At 66.2% G+C, this 18882-nt stretch carries 17 protein-coding genes and 1 pseudogene; 8 read left to right on the top strand and 10 right to left on the bottom strand.

Annotation, left to right across the window (positions count from 1 at the left end):
* Positions 1-475 (bottom strand): annotated as a pseudogene (locus OZ10_RS04490) (oxygenase MpaB family protein); the annotation flags it as partial.
* 679 nt (positions 476-1154) lie between these two features.
* Here OZ10_RS04490 and OZ10_RS04485 point away from each other — a divergent pair.
* The gene (locus tag OZ10_RS04485) at positions 1155-1754 is read left to right on the top strand and encodes a hypothetical protein (protein ID WP_039405802.1); all 600 of its coding nucleotides are present in this window, start codon (positions 1155-1157) and stop codon (positions 1752-1754) included.
* 184 nt (positions 1755-1938) lie between these two features.
* Here the strand turns inward: OZ10_RS04485 and OZ10_RS04480 are convergent, their stop codons facing one another.
* From OZ10_RS04480 to OZ10_RS22035, 4 genes are all read right to left on the bottom strand, one after another.
* Complete coding sequence (locus tag OZ10_RS04480; RefSeq protein ID WP_039405803.1) at positions 1939-3534, bottom strand: APC family permease; 1596 nt, start codon at positions 3532-3534, stop codon at positions 1939-1941.
* A gap of 174 nt (positions 3535-3708) precedes the next feature.
* A complete protein-coding gene (locus OZ10_RS04475; RefSeq protein WP_039405806.1) occupies positions 3709-4080 on the bottom strand; it encodes a hypothetical protein in 372 nt (123 codons plus the stop codon).
* A gap of 45 nt (positions 4081-4125) precedes the next feature.
* A complete protein-coding gene (locus OZ10_RS04470; RefSeq protein WP_039405809.1) occupies positions 4126-4902 on the bottom strand; it encodes a LytR/AlgR family response regulator transcription factor in 777 nt (258 codons plus the stop codon).
* Positions 4899-6197, bottom strand: a complete 1299-nt coding sequence (locus OZ10_RS22035) for a sensor histidine kinase (RefSeq protein ID WP_039405811.1) — start codon at positions 6195-6197, stop codon at positions 4899-4901. Before OZ10_RS22035 ends, OZ10_RS04470 begins: the two co-directional genes overlap by 4 nt.
* A gap of 279 nt (positions 6198-6476) precedes the next feature.
* On the opposite strand from OZ10_RS22035, the gene OZ10_RS04460 reads away from it, so the two are divergent.
* Entirely contained in the window at positions 6477-7685 is a 1209-nt protein-coding gene (locus OZ10_RS04460) for an FAD-dependent oxidoreductase (protein WP_039405813.1), read from the top strand.
* A gap of 18 nt (positions 7686-7703) precedes the next feature.
* On the opposite strand, the gene OZ10_RS04455 is transcribed toward OZ10_RS04460, so the two are convergent.
* Positions 7704-7898: a hypothetical protein gene (locus tag OZ10_RS04455; protein WP_039405970.1), complete on the bottom strand. Its 195-nt coding sequence runs from the start codon at positions 7896-7898 to the stop codon at positions 7704-7706.
* A gap of 245 nt (positions 7899-8143) precedes the next feature.
* Between OZ10_RS04455 and OZ10_RS04450 the strand changes: the two genes are divergently transcribed.
* The 4 genes from OZ10_RS04450 (at position 8144) to OZ10_RS04435 (ending at position 10871) form a co-directional block, all read left to right on the top strand.
* The gene (locus OZ10_RS04450; RefSeq protein ID WP_039405817.1) at positions 8144-8695 is read left to right on the top strand and encodes a cysteine hydrolase family protein; all 552 of its coding nucleotides are present in this window, start codon (positions 8144-8146) and stop codon (positions 8693-8695) included.
* A gap of 218 nt (positions 8696-8913) precedes the next feature.
* On the top strand, positions 8914-9420 hold the full coding sequence (locus OZ10_RS04445) for a YciE/YciF ferroxidase family protein (protein ID WP_039405821.1): 507 nt from the start codon (positions 8914-8916) through the stop codon (positions 9418-9420).
* 130 nt (positions 9421-9550) lie between these two features.
* Complete coding sequence (locus OZ10_RS04440; protein ID WP_039405823.1) at positions 9551-10450, top strand: manganese catalase family protein; 900 nt, start codon at positions 9551-9553, stop codon at positions 10448-10450.
* 82 nt (positions 10451-10532) lie between these two features.
* Positions 10533-10871 carry a hypothetical protein gene (locus tag OZ10_RS04435; RefSeq protein WP_039405826.1) on the top strand — a complete coding sequence of 113 codons (339 nt, stop codon included), beginning with the start codon at positions 10533-10535 and terminating at the stop codon, positions 10869-10871.
* A 173-nt stretch (positions 10872-11044) separates the two neighbouring features.
* Here the strand turns inward: OZ10_RS04435 and OZ10_RS04430 are convergent, their stop codons facing one another.
* Positions 11045-11617, bottom strand: coding sequence for a hypothetical protein (locus OZ10_RS04430; protein ID WP_039405829.1), 573 nt, complete (start codon positions 11615-11617; stop codon positions 11045-11047).
* A 570-nt stretch (positions 11618-12187) separates the two neighbouring features.
* Positions 12188-15727: a CheR family methyltransferase gene (locus tag OZ10_RS04425; protein WP_039405832.1), complete on the bottom strand. Its 3540-nt coding sequence runs from the start codon at positions 15725-15727 to the stop codon at positions 12188-12190.
* Positions 15728-15927: 200 nt separating this feature from the next.
* Here OZ10_RS04425 and OZ10_RS04420 point away from each other — a divergent pair, with 200 nt between their 5' ends.
* Entirely contained in the window at positions 15928-16311 is a 384-nt protein-coding gene (locus tag OZ10_RS04420; protein WP_039405835.1) for a response regulator, read from the top strand.
* Here OZ10_RS04420 and OZ10_RS04415 read toward each other — a convergent pair.
* Both OZ10_RS04415 and OZ10_RS04410 read right to left on the bottom strand, forming a co-directional pair.
* Positions 16305-16496 (bottom strand): hypothetical protein, encoded by a 192-nt coding sequence (locus OZ10_RS04415; RefSeq protein ID WP_425511542.1) that lies wholly within the window; start codon positions 16494-16496, stop codon positions 16305-16307. The genes OZ10_RS04420 and OZ10_RS04415 overlap by 7 nt on opposite strands.
* A gap of 65 nt (positions 16497-16561) precedes the next feature.
* Complete coding sequence (locus OZ10_RS04410) at positions 16562-17842, bottom strand: sigma-54-dependent transcriptional regulator (RefSeq protein ID WP_039405837.1); 1281 nt, start codon at positions 17840-17842, stop codon at positions 16562-16564.
* A gap of 530 nt (positions 17843-18372) precedes the next feature.
* Between OZ10_RS04410 and OZ10_RS04405 the strand changes: the two genes are divergently transcribed.
* Positions 18373-18654 carry a hypothetical protein gene (locus OZ10_RS04405; protein ID WP_039405839.1) on the top strand — a complete coding sequence of 94 codons (282 nt, stop codon included), beginning with the start codon at positions 18373-18375 and terminating at the stop codon, positions 18652-18654.
* The last annotated feature ends 228 nt before the right edge of the window (positions 18655-18882 follow it).

Raw genomic sequence — 18882 nt, 5'->3', positions numbered from 1 at the left:
AACTGGATGCTGGTGAGGATGTCGAGCACCTCGCGCGAGCGTGCGTCCATGCGCAGCTCGCCACGCACCGACGCAAAATACGCGTCCACCTCGGCCTCGCTGGCGGGCACGTCGCGGGCGCCCAATGCGTCGGCCACGCGGCGCGCCTCGTCGTAGTAGCGGTCGGCAATCGCGGTGGGCACGTCGCGGCAATAACGGCGGCAGCCCTGCAGGAACCCGTAGGCCTCGGTAACGTGCACCCAGGTCAGCAGCGCCGGATCGTTGGCCCCGTAAGGCACGCCATCGGCGGTGTGGCCGCGGATATGCGAATGAATGCGCCGCACGCGTGCGATCAATTGCTCGGCTTCGGCCTGCGGCGCGTAGGTGGTGCCGGCAACGAAGTTGGTGGTGCGGCGCAGCCGCCCGACCAGGTCGGCACGAAAGTTGGAGTGGTCATAGACCCGGCCAGTGCGCGCGGGTGCAGCAGCTGGAGCATCAAGGCGCATAACCCGCCCGACAGCATGCCGGGAAATTCGGAGTGCACGCGCCAGGTCACGCTGTCGGGGCCAAACAGGCCGGGGTCGCCCAGCGGCTGGTCGTATTCGATGGTGCTCTGACCACGCGGAAACGCGCCAAGCACCCAGCGGCGGATCTGTTCAGCGGCGGGGGCGGTGAGGGTACGCAGGACAGCTGACATGCCGCAATGATACGCAGGCAGTCGCAACGCCACGTCAGTGTGCCCGGCACGGCATCGGTGCCGTCGACCAGTTCAGCGCGCGCGAATCAACCCCATACGGCCCGAAGCAGGCTCGGCGAGTGCGCCAGGCGACAAAGCCCCCTTCGTCGCGACGATGCCTGGAATACGGCTCGCCCACATCCGCCGCAACGCGTGATTGCCGCATCACCCGGTGTGCAGTGCAACAAGATCGGGCAAGCGGAACATGCGCGATGTAGCACCGCCGCGCCGAATTCGCCTGAATTCAGCGTTTTGTGCGCAGGTGCGCAGGATTTCGCGGCCACCGGTTCGCCTCGAGCATTGCCATGCACGGCGAAAGTGCTAGAACTAGGGCCGTCCGACATCGGCGCGCCGCGCGAGTGGCACGCCGGTCGCTCCAGGGCACGGCAACCGCCGTTGCAGCAAGCCGTTCGTACCAGTCATCCGTCAGGAGCTTGTCATGATCGCTTTGTTCCAGGGTTTGGGCCTGCTATTGCAGGACAATGCACTCCATCGGCGCTCCTTTGACGAGCAGGTGGCCTACTGGCGCGACAAGACCGACGCGCAGCTCGACGAAGAGCTCGATCTGCTCAAGGTGGCCAAGAAGCAATGGGTGATCGCCTCGATCATCGGCTGGCAGGCGATCTCGCTGGTGCTGCTGGGTGTGATCACGCACCAGCTGTGGCAGAACGACTACCACCTCACCTTCAGTCGCATCGTCATCATCTTTACTTCGTGGGTGTCGATCCTTTTCATCATGTGGTACATCGCCGACCTGTTCGACCACAGCGCCGGTTTCGAGCGCTGGTTGCGCGCCTTCAACAGCCGCGCCCGGGTGACGCCGGACGCCGACTCGGTGGAATGCGTTGCCGACGCACTGGACATGACCCGCCGCTACCCGGAAGTGCTGCGTTACAAGCAGGAAGTGACCTCCAAGCGCGAGCTGCGCCACGAAGACATCGTCAACATGCGCGAAATGGGCCGGCTGCGCCGCTATACGGAGCTGCTGCGCGACCTCGACCGCTTCGACGGCGCGCCACGGCTGGTGGTCAATTCCTGACCAGGGCCGCGATGGCGATGCAGCGACGCGCTGACCGATAAACGCGCTGCCTGCAGCACTGATTCCGCTGCAAACAAGAACGGCCGGTGCGCACTGCACCGGCCGTTCTTGTTGATTCCCAGCGGTCACTGCCAGCCGGTTGACGGGCGCCGGCTCCTGGCAGCGCACCCGAACCTGTGAGCACTCACGCCTGCGCCACCGCCTTCTCCACGGAGGGGGTGCGCCAGCCGCTGCGCACGCCCCAGATGTAGAACACCGCGCCAACTGCCGCGACCACCGCCAGGTCGGTACCGTAGCTCAGGTAGCCATGGCCGCCGAAGTCGGTGCTGCCGGCCCACGACACCAATGCGATGGTGGGCAGGTAGCAGATCATCCAGGCCGCGCCCTTGAGGTTGCGGCGCAGGTCCGGCCAGCCCTGCTTGGCCTGGTAATAGCAGTACACCGGCAACGCCACCACCATCAGCAGGATGATCTCGCCGGTCAGCGGCCAGCGCGCCCAGTACAGCAGCTCGGTGGCCATCACGAACGCGACGCCGGCCAGCACCGGCAAGGCGGCGATGCGCAGCGGGCGGTGCAGCTCCGGCGCATGGCGGCGCAGCGCCATCGCACTGATCGGCCCGGTGAGGTAGGAAATGATGGTCGCCACCGAGATCACCGCGGCCAGCGTGCCCCAACCGCGGAAGAAGAACAGGAACACGAACGACACCGCCAGGTTGAAGAACATCGCCATGCGCGGCACGCCCCACACCGGGTGCAGCTTGCCCAGCACGGCCGGCATGGTGCCGTTCTTTTCCATGCCGTAGACCATGCGCGCGGTGGTGGCGGTGTAGGTGATGCCGGTGCCGCTGGGGCTCACGAAGGCATCGATGTACAGCAGCATCGCCAGCCAATGCAGGTTGACGATGATGGCCAGCTCGGCGAACGGCGAGCGGAAATCGATGCCGTGCCAGCCGGCCTTGGCCAGCAGGTCCGGCGGCACCGCGCCGATGTAGGCCACCTGCAGGATCACGTAGACCACCGTGGCCAGCGCGATCGAACCGAGCACCGCGAACGGAATGCTGCGCCCGGGATTGCGCGCTTCGCCGGCCAGGTTCACCGGGCTCTGGAAGCCGTTGAAGCTGAAGACGATGCCTGCGGTGGCCACCGCGGTCAGCACCGCGGCCAGATCGATCACGTGCGCATCGCCGTGGATGCCCACGCTGAAGTTCTCGCTGTGGAAGCCGCTGGCGATCAGCGCCACGCCGGTCGCCGCGGGCACCACCAGCTTGAACACGGTGATCAAGGTGTTGGAGCGCGCAAACAGCTTGACGCTCCAGAAATTCAGGAAGAAGTACACCAGCACCAGCATCGCCGAGATCAGCAGGCCCGGCACCGACAATTCACCGGCCCCGCCAGGTGCCTGCACGTAGAGCCCTTGCGCCCACGCCCAGGGCCAGGAGGCCATGTACTGCACCGAGGCCTCGGCTTCCACCGGGATCACGGACACGATGGCGATCCAGTTGGCCCAGCCGGCGATGAAGCCCACCAGCGAGCCATGCGAGTAATGGCTGTAGCGCACCATGCCGCCGGATTCGGGGAACATGGCGCCCAGCTCGGCATACGACAGCGCAATGGTGGTGATGATCGCCGCGCCCAGGATCCAGGCCCAGATCGCACCCGGGCCGGCCAGGCCGGCCGCGCGCCAGGCGCCGAACAGCCAGCCGGAACCAATGATCGAGCCCAGCCCGGTGAGCATGAGCGCAAAGGGGCCGACGTCGCGGCGCAACGAGTGTTCGGACATGAGTAGCCTGGCAGTGAGGGCGCCGTGAACCGGCAACAAGCCGGCAATGATCGCAGAAGCGGCCGCTGATCGTCAGTGCGTATTCAGGCTTGTCTCGAAACGGCTATGCGGCAGCCTGTGCCAGACGCCGCATCGGCCCCACGGGGGCCCCAGAGGCAGGCTGCGCGCTGCGGCTCAGCCGTGGCAATCGGCGCCGGGCACGCTCGAATCCACGCAGGTGTGTGCCGCTGCCGGGATGCCACGCACTGCGCGGACCTGGCCCGGCGTCAGCGCAAAGCTGTCCAGGGTCCGGCGCACGCAGGCCGGCGCCGGCACGTTGCCGGCAACCGTGGCCGGCGGGCAGTGCTCCTCGTAGATCAGGTAGTGGCAGCGGCCACTGCTGCTGGCCAGGCAATGCACGTTGGTTTCGGTGGCGGTGACCAGGGTCTTGCTGAAGATCACCTCGCGGCCATCGCTGATGGCGCGGGTGATCGAGGTGGTGCCGTTGCGTTCGTGGCAACCGGCCAGGGCGAGCAGGCAATACACCAGGGAGGCGATCAGGCGCATGGAGGCAGTCCTTTCGTATCGATGCGGGATGGGGGATGGGCGGGATTACATGCCGCGGAACAGGCTCATGAATGGCTGGCTGACGGTGAGCGTCTCGCTGCGCCCGCGCAGCGCCACGCGCCCCTTGCCGGTGTCCTCGCGGATCACCGAGGCCACCGCCTTCATGTTGACGATGGTCGAGCGGTGGATCTGCTTGAACACCTGCGGGTCCAGCACGTCGAGCAACTCGCGCAATGGCGTGCGCAGGAGCGCTTCGCCGGCGGCGGTCATCACCGTGGTGTATTTGTGATCGGCCTGGAAATACGCCACCTCGTCCAGCGCGATCAGACGCGTCTCGCGGCCGCTGCTGGCGGTGAGCCAGGCCAGCGGCGGCGCGGCGGCGGGCGCGGCGGGACGCGCGGACAGGCGTTGCAACAACGCCTCCAGCAGGCTGCTGTCCGGCTGGCCGGCGGCGGCACGTTGCTGCACGCGTTGCCAGGTGGCCTGCAGCCGCTCGCGGCTGATCGGTTTGAGCAGGTAGTCCACCGCGCCGTGTTCGAACGCGTCGATGGCGTACTGGTCGTAGGCGGTGACGAACACCACCTGCGTGCGCGGGCTGACCTCGCGCATGGCACGCGCCACCTCGATGCCGGTGAGGCCGGGCATGCGGATATCCAGAAACACCACATCCGGTTGCTCGGCGGCGATGGTCTCCAGCGCGCCGGCACCGTCCTCGCATTCGCCCACCACCTGCAGCTGCGGGCACACATCGCCCAGCAACGTCAGCAGCGACTGCCGCAGCAGCGTCTCGTCCTCGGCGATCACCGCACGCAGCGCGCTCATGCCTGCACCTGCGGGGCGGGTGCGGCTGCGGTGCCGGGCAACGGCGGCGGCGACCGCGTCGCGACCAGCTGCACCGGCAGCGGCAGGGTGAGGGTGGCCGCCACGCCGCTGGGGAAATTGGACACGATGGCAAAGCTCGCCTTGCCGGCATAGATCAGCTGCAGGCGCTCGCGCAGGTTCTTCAGGCCGATGCCGGTGCCCTGGCTGTGCGTGTTGAAGCCCTGGCCGTCGTCGGCCACGGTCAGCGTGGCGTGGTCGTCCAGGCGGCGCGCCAGGATCCACACCGTGCCACCGCCGGGCTTGGGCTCCAGGCCGTGCTTGATGGCGTTTTCCACCAGCGTCTGCAGCATCATCGACGGCAACTGCAGGCCGCGTAGCTCGTACGGCACTTCCACCTGCAGGGCCAGCCGCGTGCCCATGCGGATGCGCAGGATCTCCAGGTAGGCCTGGGTGCGTTCGAGTTCTTCGCCCAGGGTGGAGATGGCGCCGTCGGCGCTGGGCAGCGAGCTGCGCAGGTACTGGATCAGGTGCCCGAGCATGATGTCGGCGCGTGGCGGGTCGGTGCGCGCCAGCACCTGCGCGCTGGCCAGGGTGTTGTACAGAAAGTGCGGTTCGACCTGGGCGTGCAGCAGGTTCAGGCGCGCCACCGCCAGTTCCTTCTCCATCACCGACTGCTCGGCTGCAGCCTGTTCGTCGCGGCGCTGCTCGCCGACCCGGCGCACCACCGCGCGATTGATCGCCTCGGCGTTTTCGAAGTTGCTGCCCTCGTCCACCGCAAACAGGTCCACCCAGGCGCCGGCGTCGGGCTCGCACAGCACGGTGACGCTGCTGGTGCCCTGCCCTGGCGCAATCGTCACCAACACCGTGTTGTGGGTGATGGCAAAGCGCGCGAACAGATTCCAGCGCGACGGCTGGCGCCCTTCGTACGGGTCGATGCGCCGGATCTTGGCGCGGATCAGCAGGCTGCCCGGCGCGCATTCGATGTCCTGCACGCGCGGCAGGGCGCGCACCGCCTCTTCCACCACCGCAAAGCTGGCCCGCACATCCAGCGGCACTTCGATCTGACGCCGCTGGCGGGTGGACAAGGTGTCGTGATCCAGCCGCCCGGCGATCAGCCGCACGCGTCGCACATGCGTGATCGAACTCATCAACGCCAGGGTCAGCAGCACGGTGCAGATCAGGCCGAAGAACGCCCCGGTGGAACCGAACAGCTGCGCCCACATGATGGCGGCCACCACCAAGGCGGCAGCCCAGGCAAACACGATGCGCACGATCAGAAAGACGCTGGCAGACACGGACGGGCAACTCGCAGGGCTGGGACGGGAGCGAGCATAGCCGGCACCTGCCGTCGCCAACGCCCGAGGCGACGAATGGCCACCAGCGCCGCCTCAAGTGCCGCGATCGGGCGACGAACCCGGGCGGCGTACCCGCATGGCAGGCCCGGTGTGCGCAGCCGGCGCCACTGTGTGGGTCATCCGGTGCGGCCGCGCCAGCGCGCGTATCATGCCGGGCGGAGCGGCGTTGCCGCACGCTGCAGCGTGCCGCCCACACCCGATCAGATCGTAAGGAGTCGCATGGACCGCCGTCACTTCCTGCGCAGCGCCGGCGTGGCGCTTGCGGCTGCATCGACCGGTGGCTGGGCCGCGAGCCGCACGCCGGCGGCCGATGCACTGCCCTCTGCTGCGCTGCCGATCGGCGCACCGCTGCCCTTCGCCGCCGCACCTGCACTGGTACCGATCCGCGCCTCGGTCGATCGCATCATCGCCATCGATGGCTGCACGCGCCCGTTCCGGGCGCAGGGCCCGCGCATCGAGGCCGAGCGCATCGGACGCAAGACGGTGGTGCACAACTACGGCCACGGTGGCAGCGGCTGGTCGCTGTCGTGGGGTGCTGCCGAGCACGCAGTGCGGTTGGTGCGCGCCGCCGATGTGGATGCGCGCGAGCTGGCGGTGATCGGGTGCGGCGCGATCGGGCTGACCACGGCATTGGTGGCGCAACGCGCCGGGCTGCGCGTGCGCATCTATGCACGCGAGCGCCTGCCGGACGTGCGCTCGTTCTATGCCACCGGCGTGTGGTCGCCGGATTCGCGTGTGTGCACCAGTGAGTACGCCACGACGGACTTCAAGACACGCTGGCAGGAGATGGCGCGGATTTCCTTTCGCCGATACCAGACCTTGCTGGGCCTGCCGGGCGAGCCGATCGAATGGCGCGATGGCTACGCCTTGTCGGATGTGCCGTTCGACCAACCGATCGCCTCGGCCGAGGCGCACGAGCCGGACTATCCCGCGCTGGAACGCACGCTATTGCACGATCTGGGCCCGCGCTCGCAACCGGTCGCTGCCGACAGCCATCCGTTTCCGGTACCGTTCGTGCGCCGCTACAGCCAGCTGACCTTCAACATCAGCGCCTATGCACGCCTGTTGTTGCAGGACTTCCTGCAGGCCGGCGGCGAGCTGGTCACGCGCAACTTCGACAGTCCGCGCCAGTTCGGCGACCTGCGCGAAAAGATCCTCATCAACGCCACCGGCTATGGCGCACGCGCCCTGCTGGGCGACGGGAGCGTGATCCCGGTGCGCGGGCAGACCGCGCGCCTGATCCCGCAACCGGAAGTGACCTACGGGTTGGTCTGGCGCGGCCACAATCTCAACGTGGTGCCGCGGCGCGACGGGCTGCTGGTGCAGTCGCAAGGTGCCAACGACTTCAACAATGCCGACGCCGCACCGGACCGAGCCGCCTCCGAAGCGGCGGTACGCGAATTGGCACGCCTGTTCGCATCGGGGTGAGCTGCCAGCGCGGCGGGCTCATGCCTCGCCCAGCGATGCCTGCAACGCGGTGGCCAGCGCCGCATCGCCACTGACCAGCGCGTCCCAGCGCAAGGTCACGCCCTTGCGCTTGCCTTTCTCCACCAGCTTCAGGCCGTCCGGATCGATGATCAGCGTATAGGCCTGCTCGCCGATCTGCAGCTCGCGGCGTAGCGGTTTATCCAGTGGCGTCATGCGCATCTCCCGTGCAAAGGAAACACGGTTGTAGCGCATCTGCGCGCGGCGTGCGCAGACATGTCCTCGACAAGACGTTCATTGCCGATGTACGCCGCGCGCATAGCCTGCCCACATCCCCAACGATGAGGTGCACGCGCAATGATGTTCGATCTCCCGCTGCACGCAGGCACGGCCCTGCCGACGCACGCAGCCACGTCCGCACGACACAACGCCAGCGCACCGCGTTGCGCCGGAGGTGCCGCATGAGCCTGTCACGCCCGGCGTTGCTGATCATCGACATGTTCAACCGCTTCGAGTTCGACGGCGGCGAGCAGCTCGCACACCGTGCACAAGGTGCGGCCCACAGCATCCACGCACTGGCTGCGCGCTTCCGCCAGGCACAGCGGCCGGTGATCTACATCAACGACAACGTTTCAGACTGGCACGCCGACCTGCCGAGCATCATCGCCCTTGCTGCGCAGCCCGACGCGCGCGGTTGCGACATCGCACGGCTGCTGGCGCCGCAACCGCAGGACTACGGGATGCTCAAGCCCACGCATTCGGCGTTCGGGCATACGCCGCTGGCGCCACTGTTGAAGGACCTGCAGGTCGACCAGGTGGTGATCACCGGCGTGGCACTGGACGTGTGCGTGCTGGCCACCGCCGTCGACGCCGTTGCGCGCGGCCTGTCCATTGCGGTGCCACGCGATTGCACGACGGCCGAGACGGATACGCGCGAGGGCTGCGCGCGCACCGTGCTGCAGGAGGGCTTCCACGCCAGCCTCGCACGCTCCGGCTCGATCACCCTTGGGTGATGCGCATCGCGTCACGGCCCAGGCCGTCATCGCATCGGGATCACCGTTTTTACCAATCGCGCTAACACTCGCAGGACTAGCTTAGCGATCACGCAGCAACGCTTCGAGTTGACGGCAGCCATCGTGCCCGCGCTTCTCGAACGCGCACAACAAGTCAGGCTCACCGCCAGGCGGTGAAGTGCCGCACTTCAACCTCTACCAACCGAAAGGAACCATCCATGGCGATCAAGACTGTCGAAGAGCTTTTCATCCACGAACTGTCCGATATCTACAGCGCCGAGAAGCAGCTGACCAAGTCGCTGCCGCGGCTTGCACGTGCTGCCACCGAGCCGAAGCTGAAAGAGGCTTTTGAAACCCATCTGGAAGAAACCCAGGGCCAGATCGAACGCATCGACCAGGTGGTCGAGGTGCTGGGCATCAAGCTCAAGCGCATCAAGTGCGCCGCGATGGAAGGCCTGGTCGAAGAGAGCCGCGAGGTCATCGACGAAATCGAAGCCGGCCCGGTACGCGATGCCGCATTGATCGGCGGCGCGCAGAAGGTGGAGCATTACGAGATCGCCTCGTACGGCACCATTGCCGCGATGGCCAAGCAGCTTGGCTATGCCGATGCACTGCCGCTATTGCTGGCCACGCTGGAAGAAGAAAAAGCCACCGACGAAAAGCTGACCCTGCTTGCAGAACAGGGCGGCAATCAGAAGGCATCCAAGGCCAGCAAAGCGGCCTGAGCCACCGCGCAGGGCGGCCCTGCCGCCCTGCGTCTACCGCCCCGTGCGGTCATCCCGAAAGCCAAGCCCCACGTTTCTGCCCGCTCCCTGAGTGGTTGTAGTTGCCGGGCGCCAGCCATGGAGCATCTCTATGTTTATGCATAACAAGCGGTTGATGTACACCGTCCGCGTTGCCCAGCCCAATCCGGATCTGGCCACGCTGATGCTCGAACAGTTCGGCGGACCGCAAGGCGAACTCGCCGCAGCGATGCGCTATTTCACCCAGGCGCTGGGTGAAGACGATCCGGGTCGGAAGGACCTGTTGTTCGATATCGCCACCGAAGAAATCAGCCATCTGGAAATCATTGGCTCGATCATCGCCATGCTCAACAAGGGGCCCAAGGCGGTGTTGTCCGAAGGCATGGAAGAGGCCATGGAGATGCGTTCCATGACCCAGAACAGCACCAGTCACACCCAGCAGATTCTGTATGGTGGCGGTCCGGCGCTGGTCAATTCCAGCGGTGTGCCGTGGACGGCGGCGTATGTGGACAGCATCGGCTGCCCCACTGCCGACATGCGCTCCAACATCGCCGCCGAAGCACGCGCCAAGCTGGTCTACGAGCGCCTGATCAACGTCACCGACGACCCGGGCATCGTGGATGCGTTGCGCTTCCTGATGACGCGCGAAGTGGCACACCAGAAGTCGTTCGAGAAGGCACTGTATTCGATCGAACCCAACTTCCCGCCGGGCAAGTTGCCGGGTGACCCGCGCTTCACCGACAAGTACTACAACACCTCGCAGGGCGAAGGCGACATGGTTGGCCCGTGGAATGCGGGCGAGCAGTGGGAAGTGGTGGCCGACCGCGAACAGCAGGCGGCAGTGGACGGTGGCGATGGCTCGGCGACGGTGGCACTGGACAAGACACAGACCGCTGCGCTGGATGCGATGTCGCAGCGTCTGCTGTCGAACCCGGAACTGGATCGGGTGACCGGTGCAGACCTGGGTGCAGGACCGGGCGCCGGCTCCACCACCGGCGACATTCAGCGCTAGACCCGATGGGCGCCACCGCGCCCATCCCGGCCCGGGCCGTCAGCGACCCGGGCTTTTTATTGGCACTTCTTCAGGAGTTGGCATGAACGACAAGAGCACACTGGATACGCACGACGCGCGTCAATCGGCTTACCGCGGCAGCGGAACCGACGCGTCCGAAGATGGCCGCGGCCGCACCGATCCCTCTGCGTCGCAGACGGGCGACATGCCGCCGCCGCGTGACGGCAAGCCGGAAGAACTCACGCAGCGCGGCCATGGCCGTGGCGGCAGTCTGGGCGAAGGCGAGCCCGACGGGCACGCCGAGCGCGATGGCAGCACGCAGCCCAACTTTGGCCAGAGCGGCACCTATGGCAAGCAGCAGCACATCGACGCACAGCAGCAGGCGCGTGAGCAAACCGACGACGACACGTCGCAAACATAGCCTGCGCCGCGATGCGCGTGCGCGCGGACCGATTGCGCGACGTCATCGCCTGGAAGGACCAAGCGGATCGCTATTGGTGATGACAGCTCGCTGTGGCAGGTCTCACTGCAAGGCATTACCGCAATAAAGAAGGGGCCCGACGGGCCCCTTGTCATTGCTGCGTACTGGCATGATCACGCGCGCACCTCCGCTGGCGGATGTGTCTCGTTCGCCCATTCCGGCCGCACGCCAGCCGCTGCCGTGCAACGCTCCAGCCGCCACGGCGCCAGATGCCGCATGGCCTCGGTGCCACCCATCTGCAACCATGACCGCACGTCGCCAGCGATGCAGAGCGGACGATGCGTGGGCATGCTCGCCGACGAGGCCACCAACAACGAAAATCCCATCTGCAGACGACCGCCGATGTCCATCACGTTGCGCAAGCCTGCCGCATACAGCGCGCCGCCATCCGGGCTCAGCCAGGTCGCTGCGGTGGTGCCATCGGCGGACGCCGTGCAGACAAAACCGCACAACGGAATGGCGCAGCGCTGGGTCTCCCAGATGGCCAGGTCGACACCGCCCAACCAGGCCGGCTCCTGCATATGGATCGAACGTTGTTGGCCGGGCGGACGCCGTCCGAAGGTGGCGCGCTCCTCGCGTTTGCCACCACGATCGGCGACCAGGATGTCGGCATCGGCCCCCACACCGACCTCGACCCACGCGTTGCTCGCCACACGGGCGGACAACTGAAAAATGCGGGTAATCATGACTGCTCCACTGTGCATCCAGGTGACAACAGTTCTTACGCACAATGCGCGCCAAGTTTTTGACTAGCGCAGATGTTGACGGTGCAAGCGTTTGCGCCTGCTTCACCCAGCACGCAGCCATTGCGAGGCGCGAATGGGTCGCAAGATATGCACCGCAGCGCAGGATTTTCCGCATCGAGCGCGCCTGCCGCGAGCAGGTGTGCCAGATTCGCGCAGTAGAGTCTGCTCTGGCGAGCGGCAGCTGCAGGATCTGCCGGACGTCGGCACAAACGTGCGCTGCATGTGCTTCGCCGCAGCGCCGAACGCAACGGCAGCGCCCTGCGCAGTGCGTGCAGCACATGCAGCAATGACGCACACCAACGTTGCGCGGACCTTGCCCGCAGCGCTCGCTGGCCTCGGCTGCGCAACATAATGGCCAGGTTGCGGCATGCGCACGCGCTCGTGCGTTCGCATGCAACGCCACACAACAAGGCAGCCGGTGCCCACGACGCGCACGGCATCCCGCCGGTCGCTCAGATAACCTGCGTTGCTGCACCCTCGCCCGTCCACACGCAGCGAATGCCCGCCCGCTTACCCATTCACGGGATTGAGCGGCAGCTGGATCTCGCACTCCAGCCGGGTGTCGCTGAGCTCGTAGCGGGTCTGCGCACCGTGGCTGTAGGGCAGCGCTTTTTCGATCAGGCGGCGCCCAAACCCGCCGGCCTTGTCGCGGTCGTCGCGCAGCTGCTGGTTGGCACCTTCCTCGATCCACTGCAACACCAGGCGCGACGGGATCTCGTCAGTCGTGACCACATCCCAGCGGATCATCAAGGTGCCGGTGTCCACTGCCAGCGCACCGTACTTGAGCGCGTTGGTCGCCAGCTCGTGCAACGCCAACGCAAGCGTCTGCACGGTGGATTTGCGCAAGGCCACATCCGGGCCATCGACGATGATGCGATGCTGATCCGGTACGGCGCCCAGCGCATCCAGCTCCATGCGCAGCAAGGCACCGATCGTGGTTGGCTCGTTGTCCGATTGCGACAACAGCCCCTGCACGCGCGACAGCGCCGAGAGCCGGTCCTCGAACTTGGCAGCGAAGTCCGGCATGTCGTGGCTGCTCTGTATGGTCTGCTTGGCCACCGATTGCACCACGGTGATCAGGTTGCGGGTGCGATGCTGCAGCTCGGTCACCAGCACGCGCTGTTGTTCCTGCAACCTGCGCAGGTTGTCCGATTCGGTGGACGTACCCAGCCATTCCAGAACCTGGCCGCGCTCGTCACGCACCGCTGCACTGCGTGTATGAAACCAGCGATAGCCACGCTCGGCCGCATTGAACAGGCGGTGCTCCACATCCAGCCCGCCGGTCCGTGCACTGGCGTGCCACGCGTTCATGGTGAGCTCGCGCTCATCCGGGTGCACCGCCTGCAACCAGCCCAGCTCCAGGCTTTCGGCATCGCTCTGCCCGGTATAGCTGGACCACTGCGGGCTCGACCAAGTCCAGTGGCCTCCATCGAGCGAGCGCCAGACCAGCTGTGGGATGCCTTCCATCAGGGTCCGCAGGCGCTGCTCGCTGCCGCGCAGCGCGCGCTCGGCGCGCGTCAGCGGGGTGACGTCCATGAAAGTCAGCACCGCGCCGCCGATGAAGTTGTCCACGGTGCGGTACGGCAGTACGCGCACCATGTAGCGCGCCCGCGTGGACGGGTTCTCGACCTCGCGGTCGAGCACGGCCAGGGTGCGGATCACCCGTCGCACATCGTCCTGCAATTCATCGTAGGCCACATGCAGCTTGAGGTGGCTGATCGGCCGGTGGATATCGCTTTCCACCAGCGGCAGGATGTCGGTCACCGCCGGGGTAAAGTTGGTCACGCGCAGGTCGTTGTCCAGGAACACCGTGGCGATCTGGGTACTTTCCAGCAGGTTCTTCAGGTCGCTGTTGGCGTGCGCCAGCTCCTGCACGCGGTGCGCCAGCTCGCCATTGACGGTGGTGACTTCCTCGTTGACCGACTGCAGCTCTTCCTTGGAGGTTTCCAGCTCCTCGTTGGCGCTCTGCAGTTCCTCGTTGAGCGATTGATATTCTTCGTTGGAGGACTTGAGCTCTTCGTTGGTACTCTCCAGCTCCTCGATCATCGACTGCAGCCGTTCACGTGTGATGCGCAGCTCGTTCTCGAGCACCTGCACGTGACCGCTGTCGGCAGCCGCATCGCGCGCGCCGGTCAGCTCCAGCAACTCGCGCGTTTCCACCTCCTGAAACAGCACCACATAGCCGCGCGGTACTTCCGACTCGGAGGTGGGCTCCACGAACAGATCCACCGCCCATGCCGAAGCATCTTCGTGTATCTGGATGCCCCTGATCTGCACCGGCACCTTTTCCGCTTCGGCGCGGGTCAACGCACTGCGCAAGTCCAGTCGCAGGTCGCGATGGATGAGGTTGACCAGGTTGAGGCTGGGCGCGCCGCCGCCGGGACGGATGAAGCGCCCGGCCTGCGAGGAGAAATGCAGCACGTCGAAATGCTCGTCGAGCACTGCATACGCCGGTGCGTAACGGTCGGCGATCCGCTCGCCGGCACGCACCAGCGCATTGCTGGAGCTGCGCTGAGGCTGCGGCGGTGCCGGCACCCGGCTGGTGGGCGCGTGCGGCAACGTGGGAAAGGTGGCATGCACACGGTTGTCGGCATCGATCTTCTGGAACACCCGAAAGCTGCGCTCCACCGGCGCGAACAGCTTGGCGTGCCGCGAGACGTTTTCCGCGTTGCCCAGGAACAGGTAGCCGCCTGGCTTGAGCGCAAAATGAAAGATCGGGATCACCCGGTTCTGCAGCTCTGCATCCAGGTAGATCAGCAGGTTGCGGCAGGACACCAGATCCAGCCGCGAGAAGGGCGGGTCCTTGACGATGCTGTGCTGGGAAAACACGCACAGCTCGCGCAGCTCCTTGCGCACCACGTAGGTATCGCCTTCCTTGACGAACCAGCGCTGCAGGCGCTCCGGTGCCACTTCGCCGACGATGCTCGACGAGTAGCGCCCTACCCGCGCGGTGGCCAGTGCCCGTCCGTCGATGTCGCTGGCGAAGATCTGGATGCGCGGTGGCGCGTCCAGCGTTTCGGCATGCTCGCGCAGCAGCATCGCCAGCGAATAGGCTTCCTCGCCGGTGGAGCATCCCAGCACCCACACGCGCAGGTGATCGCCCAGGTGCTTGCCCTGGAACAGGCGCGGAATCACCTGCTCTTCGAGAAACTCGAACTCGCGGCGATCGCGGAAGAACTGGGTCACCCCGATCAACAGATCGTTGAACAGCAGCAGCGGTTCGTCGAAACGGTTGCGCAGCACATCCAGGTAGTGCTCGAGCGCCTCGACCTGCACCACCTGCATGCGGCGCTGCACCCGCCGCAGGAAGGTCGCGCGCTTGTAGCCGTGGAAGTCGTGCCCGGTGGTGTTGCGCAGGATGCTGGCCACCTGGCTCAACTGATCGTTTTCGCTACCGTTGCGCACGCCGACCGGCAGCGCATGCCCGAAACTGTGGTGGCGCTGCATGTGCGCGGCGATACGCGCAGCCACCCGTGGCAACGGCAGGATGTCGTCGGTGATTGCGGCCGGGTTGCTGGCGCTGCGCAGATCCAGTTCGTGCAGGGAGGGGTCGTCCACCGCCAGCGCCAGCCCGCCGCACTCCTTGATCGCGGCGGTGCCCAGGGTGCCGTCGCCTTCGGTATTGCCCATGATCAGACCGATCACGTTGCCATCCTGGTCGTGCGCCATCGACACGAAGAAGCCGTCGATCAGGCCGTGCTCGCTTTCGCCATTGAGCGGCCGCAACCGCAGGCAGCCTTCTTCCAGGGTGACCACGGTGCCGTCGGGCGGCAGGTAGAACCGCCCCGGCTGCAGGCGGTCGCCATCTTCGGGCACCAGCAACAGACTGGCCTGCGCGCCAAGCAGGTCGCGCAGGCGGACCGGGTCGAGCAGTTGCCGATCGCGCAGCAGCAGCATGACTGCCAGGTTGGCCGCGCCTGCAACCGCGTCCAGCAGCTCGGCCAGCCGTGTGGCATCCAGGCCGGCCGCACCCACGCCAAGAATGAACAATGGCGCGTGCCTGGAGGACTCCGGCACGGTGTCGTCGGGAAAAGCGTCGTCTTCGATCATGTCCGCGTCGTATCGTCGGCGCCGGTGATCAAGCGCAAGCCGGGATGATCGCGCACACCCGGCACTTGCAGCAAACCTCAGGTGTGCCGGCTGCCTTGCACGGACCGGTCTTGGAAGTGCCTGCTTACGCACTGCGTTAACCGCCGCTGCGCGCACCATGTGCCGCGCATCGGATGATCGCGCGTCGCTCAGGAGGTCACATGCTCGACAATCCGCTCAACGGCCGTCGCATCCTGGTGGTGGAAGACGATTACCTGTTGGCCGAATCGCTCAACGACCTGCTGGTGGAAGCCGGTGTCCGTGTGGTGGGGCCGGTGGGCAACGTCCCAGAAGCGCTGTCGCTGGTCGCCTCGGGCCAGGCCATCGATGGCGCGCTGCTGGACGTCAACGTGCGGGGGCAGGCGGTTTTTCCGGTGGCAGACGCCCTGCTCGAGCGTGGCGTGCCATTCTCGTTCTGCTCCGGCTACGACCGCTACACCCTGCCGCAGCGCTTTGCGCACCTGTCGTACTGCATGAAGCCCTACAACCCGCGCACCATCACCACGCTATTGAGCGACCAGGCGCAAGCGGCCGAGCATCACTGACCGGCGGCATCGTTGCGGGACATGTCGCCTGGCGGCATCTCCGCCTGGAGGCCGTCGGCCCGGTGCTGCGCGCGTTCTTCTTCGCCCAGCTGGTTGAGCAGTTCGGTGGCCGATTGATGTGCGTTGCGCAGCGTCTCCAGCGGTTTGGAGGCCTCGCTGCGCAACGCGTACAACGCAAAGCCCATCACATTGAGCCGGTTGCGCAACTGATGCAGCAGCTCGCGCCGCCGTCCCTGCGAAGCGTCGACCACTAGGCGTCCTTGTCGCTGAGGCGATTGTGCAGGGTGCGCACGCTGATCCCCAGCTCGCGTGCGGCCGCCTTCTTGTTGAAGCGCGTGCGTGCCAGCGCCGACTCGATCATGGCGTCCTCGGCCTGGCGCATGGTCCAGCCGGCCGGAATCAGCAACCCGTCTTCGTCGGCCTGCGGCACGGTCTGCTCCACATCCGGTGCACTGAGCAGATCGCCGTCCGAGCGCAGATACAGATAGTGGATGAACGAGCGCAGCTCGCGCACGTTGCCCGGCCAGGTGTGGTACGCCAGATAGCGCAGCAGCGACTTGGTCGGCAGCTTGCGCTTGCCGTACTTGACGTTGAGCTCGTCGATCACCCGCAGCCCCAGCACGCGCGCATCGCCGCGCCGTTCGCGCAGCGGCGGCACCTGGATGGGATACTCGTTGAGGCGATAGAACAGGTCCTCACGCAATACCGCCTGCTCGCGCTGCACATGCTGATGGGTGGCCGCCACCACGCGCGCGTCCAGCGGGATCTCTTCGTTCCCGCCCACGCGCATGAAGCTGCGCGACTCGATCGCGCGCAGCAGATACACCTGCAGCCGCTTGGGCATCTCGCCGATCTCATCCAGAAACAGCGTGCCGCCCGCCGCCTGCTCCAGAAATCCGGCATGGCGGCGATCGGCACCGGTGAAGCTGCCGCGCTCGTGGCCGAACAACTGGCTGGCCAGCAGCTCTTCCGGGATCGCGCCACAGTTGACCGGCACGAAGCGGCCGCGACGGCCCGACACCCGATGGATGGCACGCGCCACCAGATCCTTGCCCGTGCCGGTTTCGCCGGTCACCAGCACATTCAGATCGGTTGGCGCCACTCGCACGATGTCCTTGCGCAGCATCACGATGCTGTCGCTGTTGCCGACGATGCCAAGGTTGCCCTGCTGCGCTTCGCGCAGGCAACCGAGCACCCGCTCCAGGCGCTCGGGTGCAAACGGCTTGGTCAGGAACTCGCTGACACCGAACTGATGTGCGCGGCCCTGGGTTTCGTAGGCGTAATCGCCCGAGACCACCACAATCTGCGGGGTGTGGTCCGGGTCGAGCCGTTCGATGAGATCGAAACCGCTGCCGTCGGGCAGGCCAACGTCCACGACCAGCAGGTCGGGAAAGTTGCTGTCCAGCCAACGGCTGGCCTCGCCAAGGGTATGGATGCCCTTGGCACGGAAGCCGCTACCGGTGGCTAACTCCACCACCTGATCGCAGAACTCCACGTCGTCGTCGATGATGGCGCAGGAAAGACGGTCCATGAGCGCTTCTGTCCGCAATGACTAATACATGTTCAGTTGAGAATTGTGACGGCGGCGCGAAAAAAGCGCCTGCGCGTCACCACGGGATTGCACGTTGCGGCCACGACCATCGTGATGATACGGCGCTCTTCCCCAAGTCGAGCTCGCCGGAATGATGTGCCCGAAGTACGCACGGATACGCTGGAATTTGCCAGTGCCAAGGGTCATGGTCGGGTTCGGTCGCCGTACCGGAAATGTTGAAACGCCACACAGGGCAAGGTTTGCGACTGCTGCAGCGCGTCGTCGGCGTCAGGTCGTGTGATCGAGCCAGTGGATCAGCCCGCTGGTGCGTTGCAGGGCGACGGGATGTGGCCGGCGCCGACGCGAGTGGCCGCAGGTGCAGCCGGAACAGCCCGTTCAATGACGATGTCGGGCCCGCTGGGTTACCCACAGCCTACGCACACCGTGTGGAGAGCGTGTGCACGGCGTGCTCACGTGCCTGTTCCATATTGCCGCAGACATTGGCGCCATCGCGTCGCAAGAGGTGTCCCATGCAGGCAGTTTCCGCACATTGCCCGGCCGATGTGCAAGACCAATTGGAATACTGGCGCGGCGAACACCGCCGCGGACAACTCGGGTATTACCCGTTCGACGGCGTGCCCGATGCAACCGTGCGCGCAGTGTGCGCGGCCTACAATGCCCGCCCGCAGCTCAGCGAACAGGAGGCGATCAAGGCAGTCCGCGATGCGCTGTGCCTGACCCCGGGTTCGATGAACGCTGCACTGGCGGACTGGCTGGCGCCACGCTGCCTGCGTCATCTGCGCAGCGCCTGAGGTCGCCGGCGCTGCGGTGTGGTCCTTGCGCGGTCACCGCCGGCTCCCTGCGTTGCGGCTGCGTCCGGTGCGGCACGTCACGCTTTTTGCGGTCGCATGCGCGCACGCTGGCGACAGACGCCCCGAAGGCGCGCGCGGTGCCCCATGCAGACGGCAACGACATGCCCCGGTGTCATCTCGCGCCCGCCCGGACCACTACGCCGTGACCACCTGACCGCGCTCACGCGC

The organism is Xanthomonas cannabis pv. cannabis (genome assembly GCF_000802365.1).
In the GTDB taxonomy this organism is placed as follows: domain Bacteria; phylum Pseudomonadota; class Gammaproteobacteria; order Xanthomonadales; family Xanthomonadaceae; genus Xanthomonas; species Xanthomonas cannabis.
The sequence above is the reverse complement of the archived record's forward strand: the minus strand, read 5'-3'. Positions and strand labels throughout refer to the sequence as shown.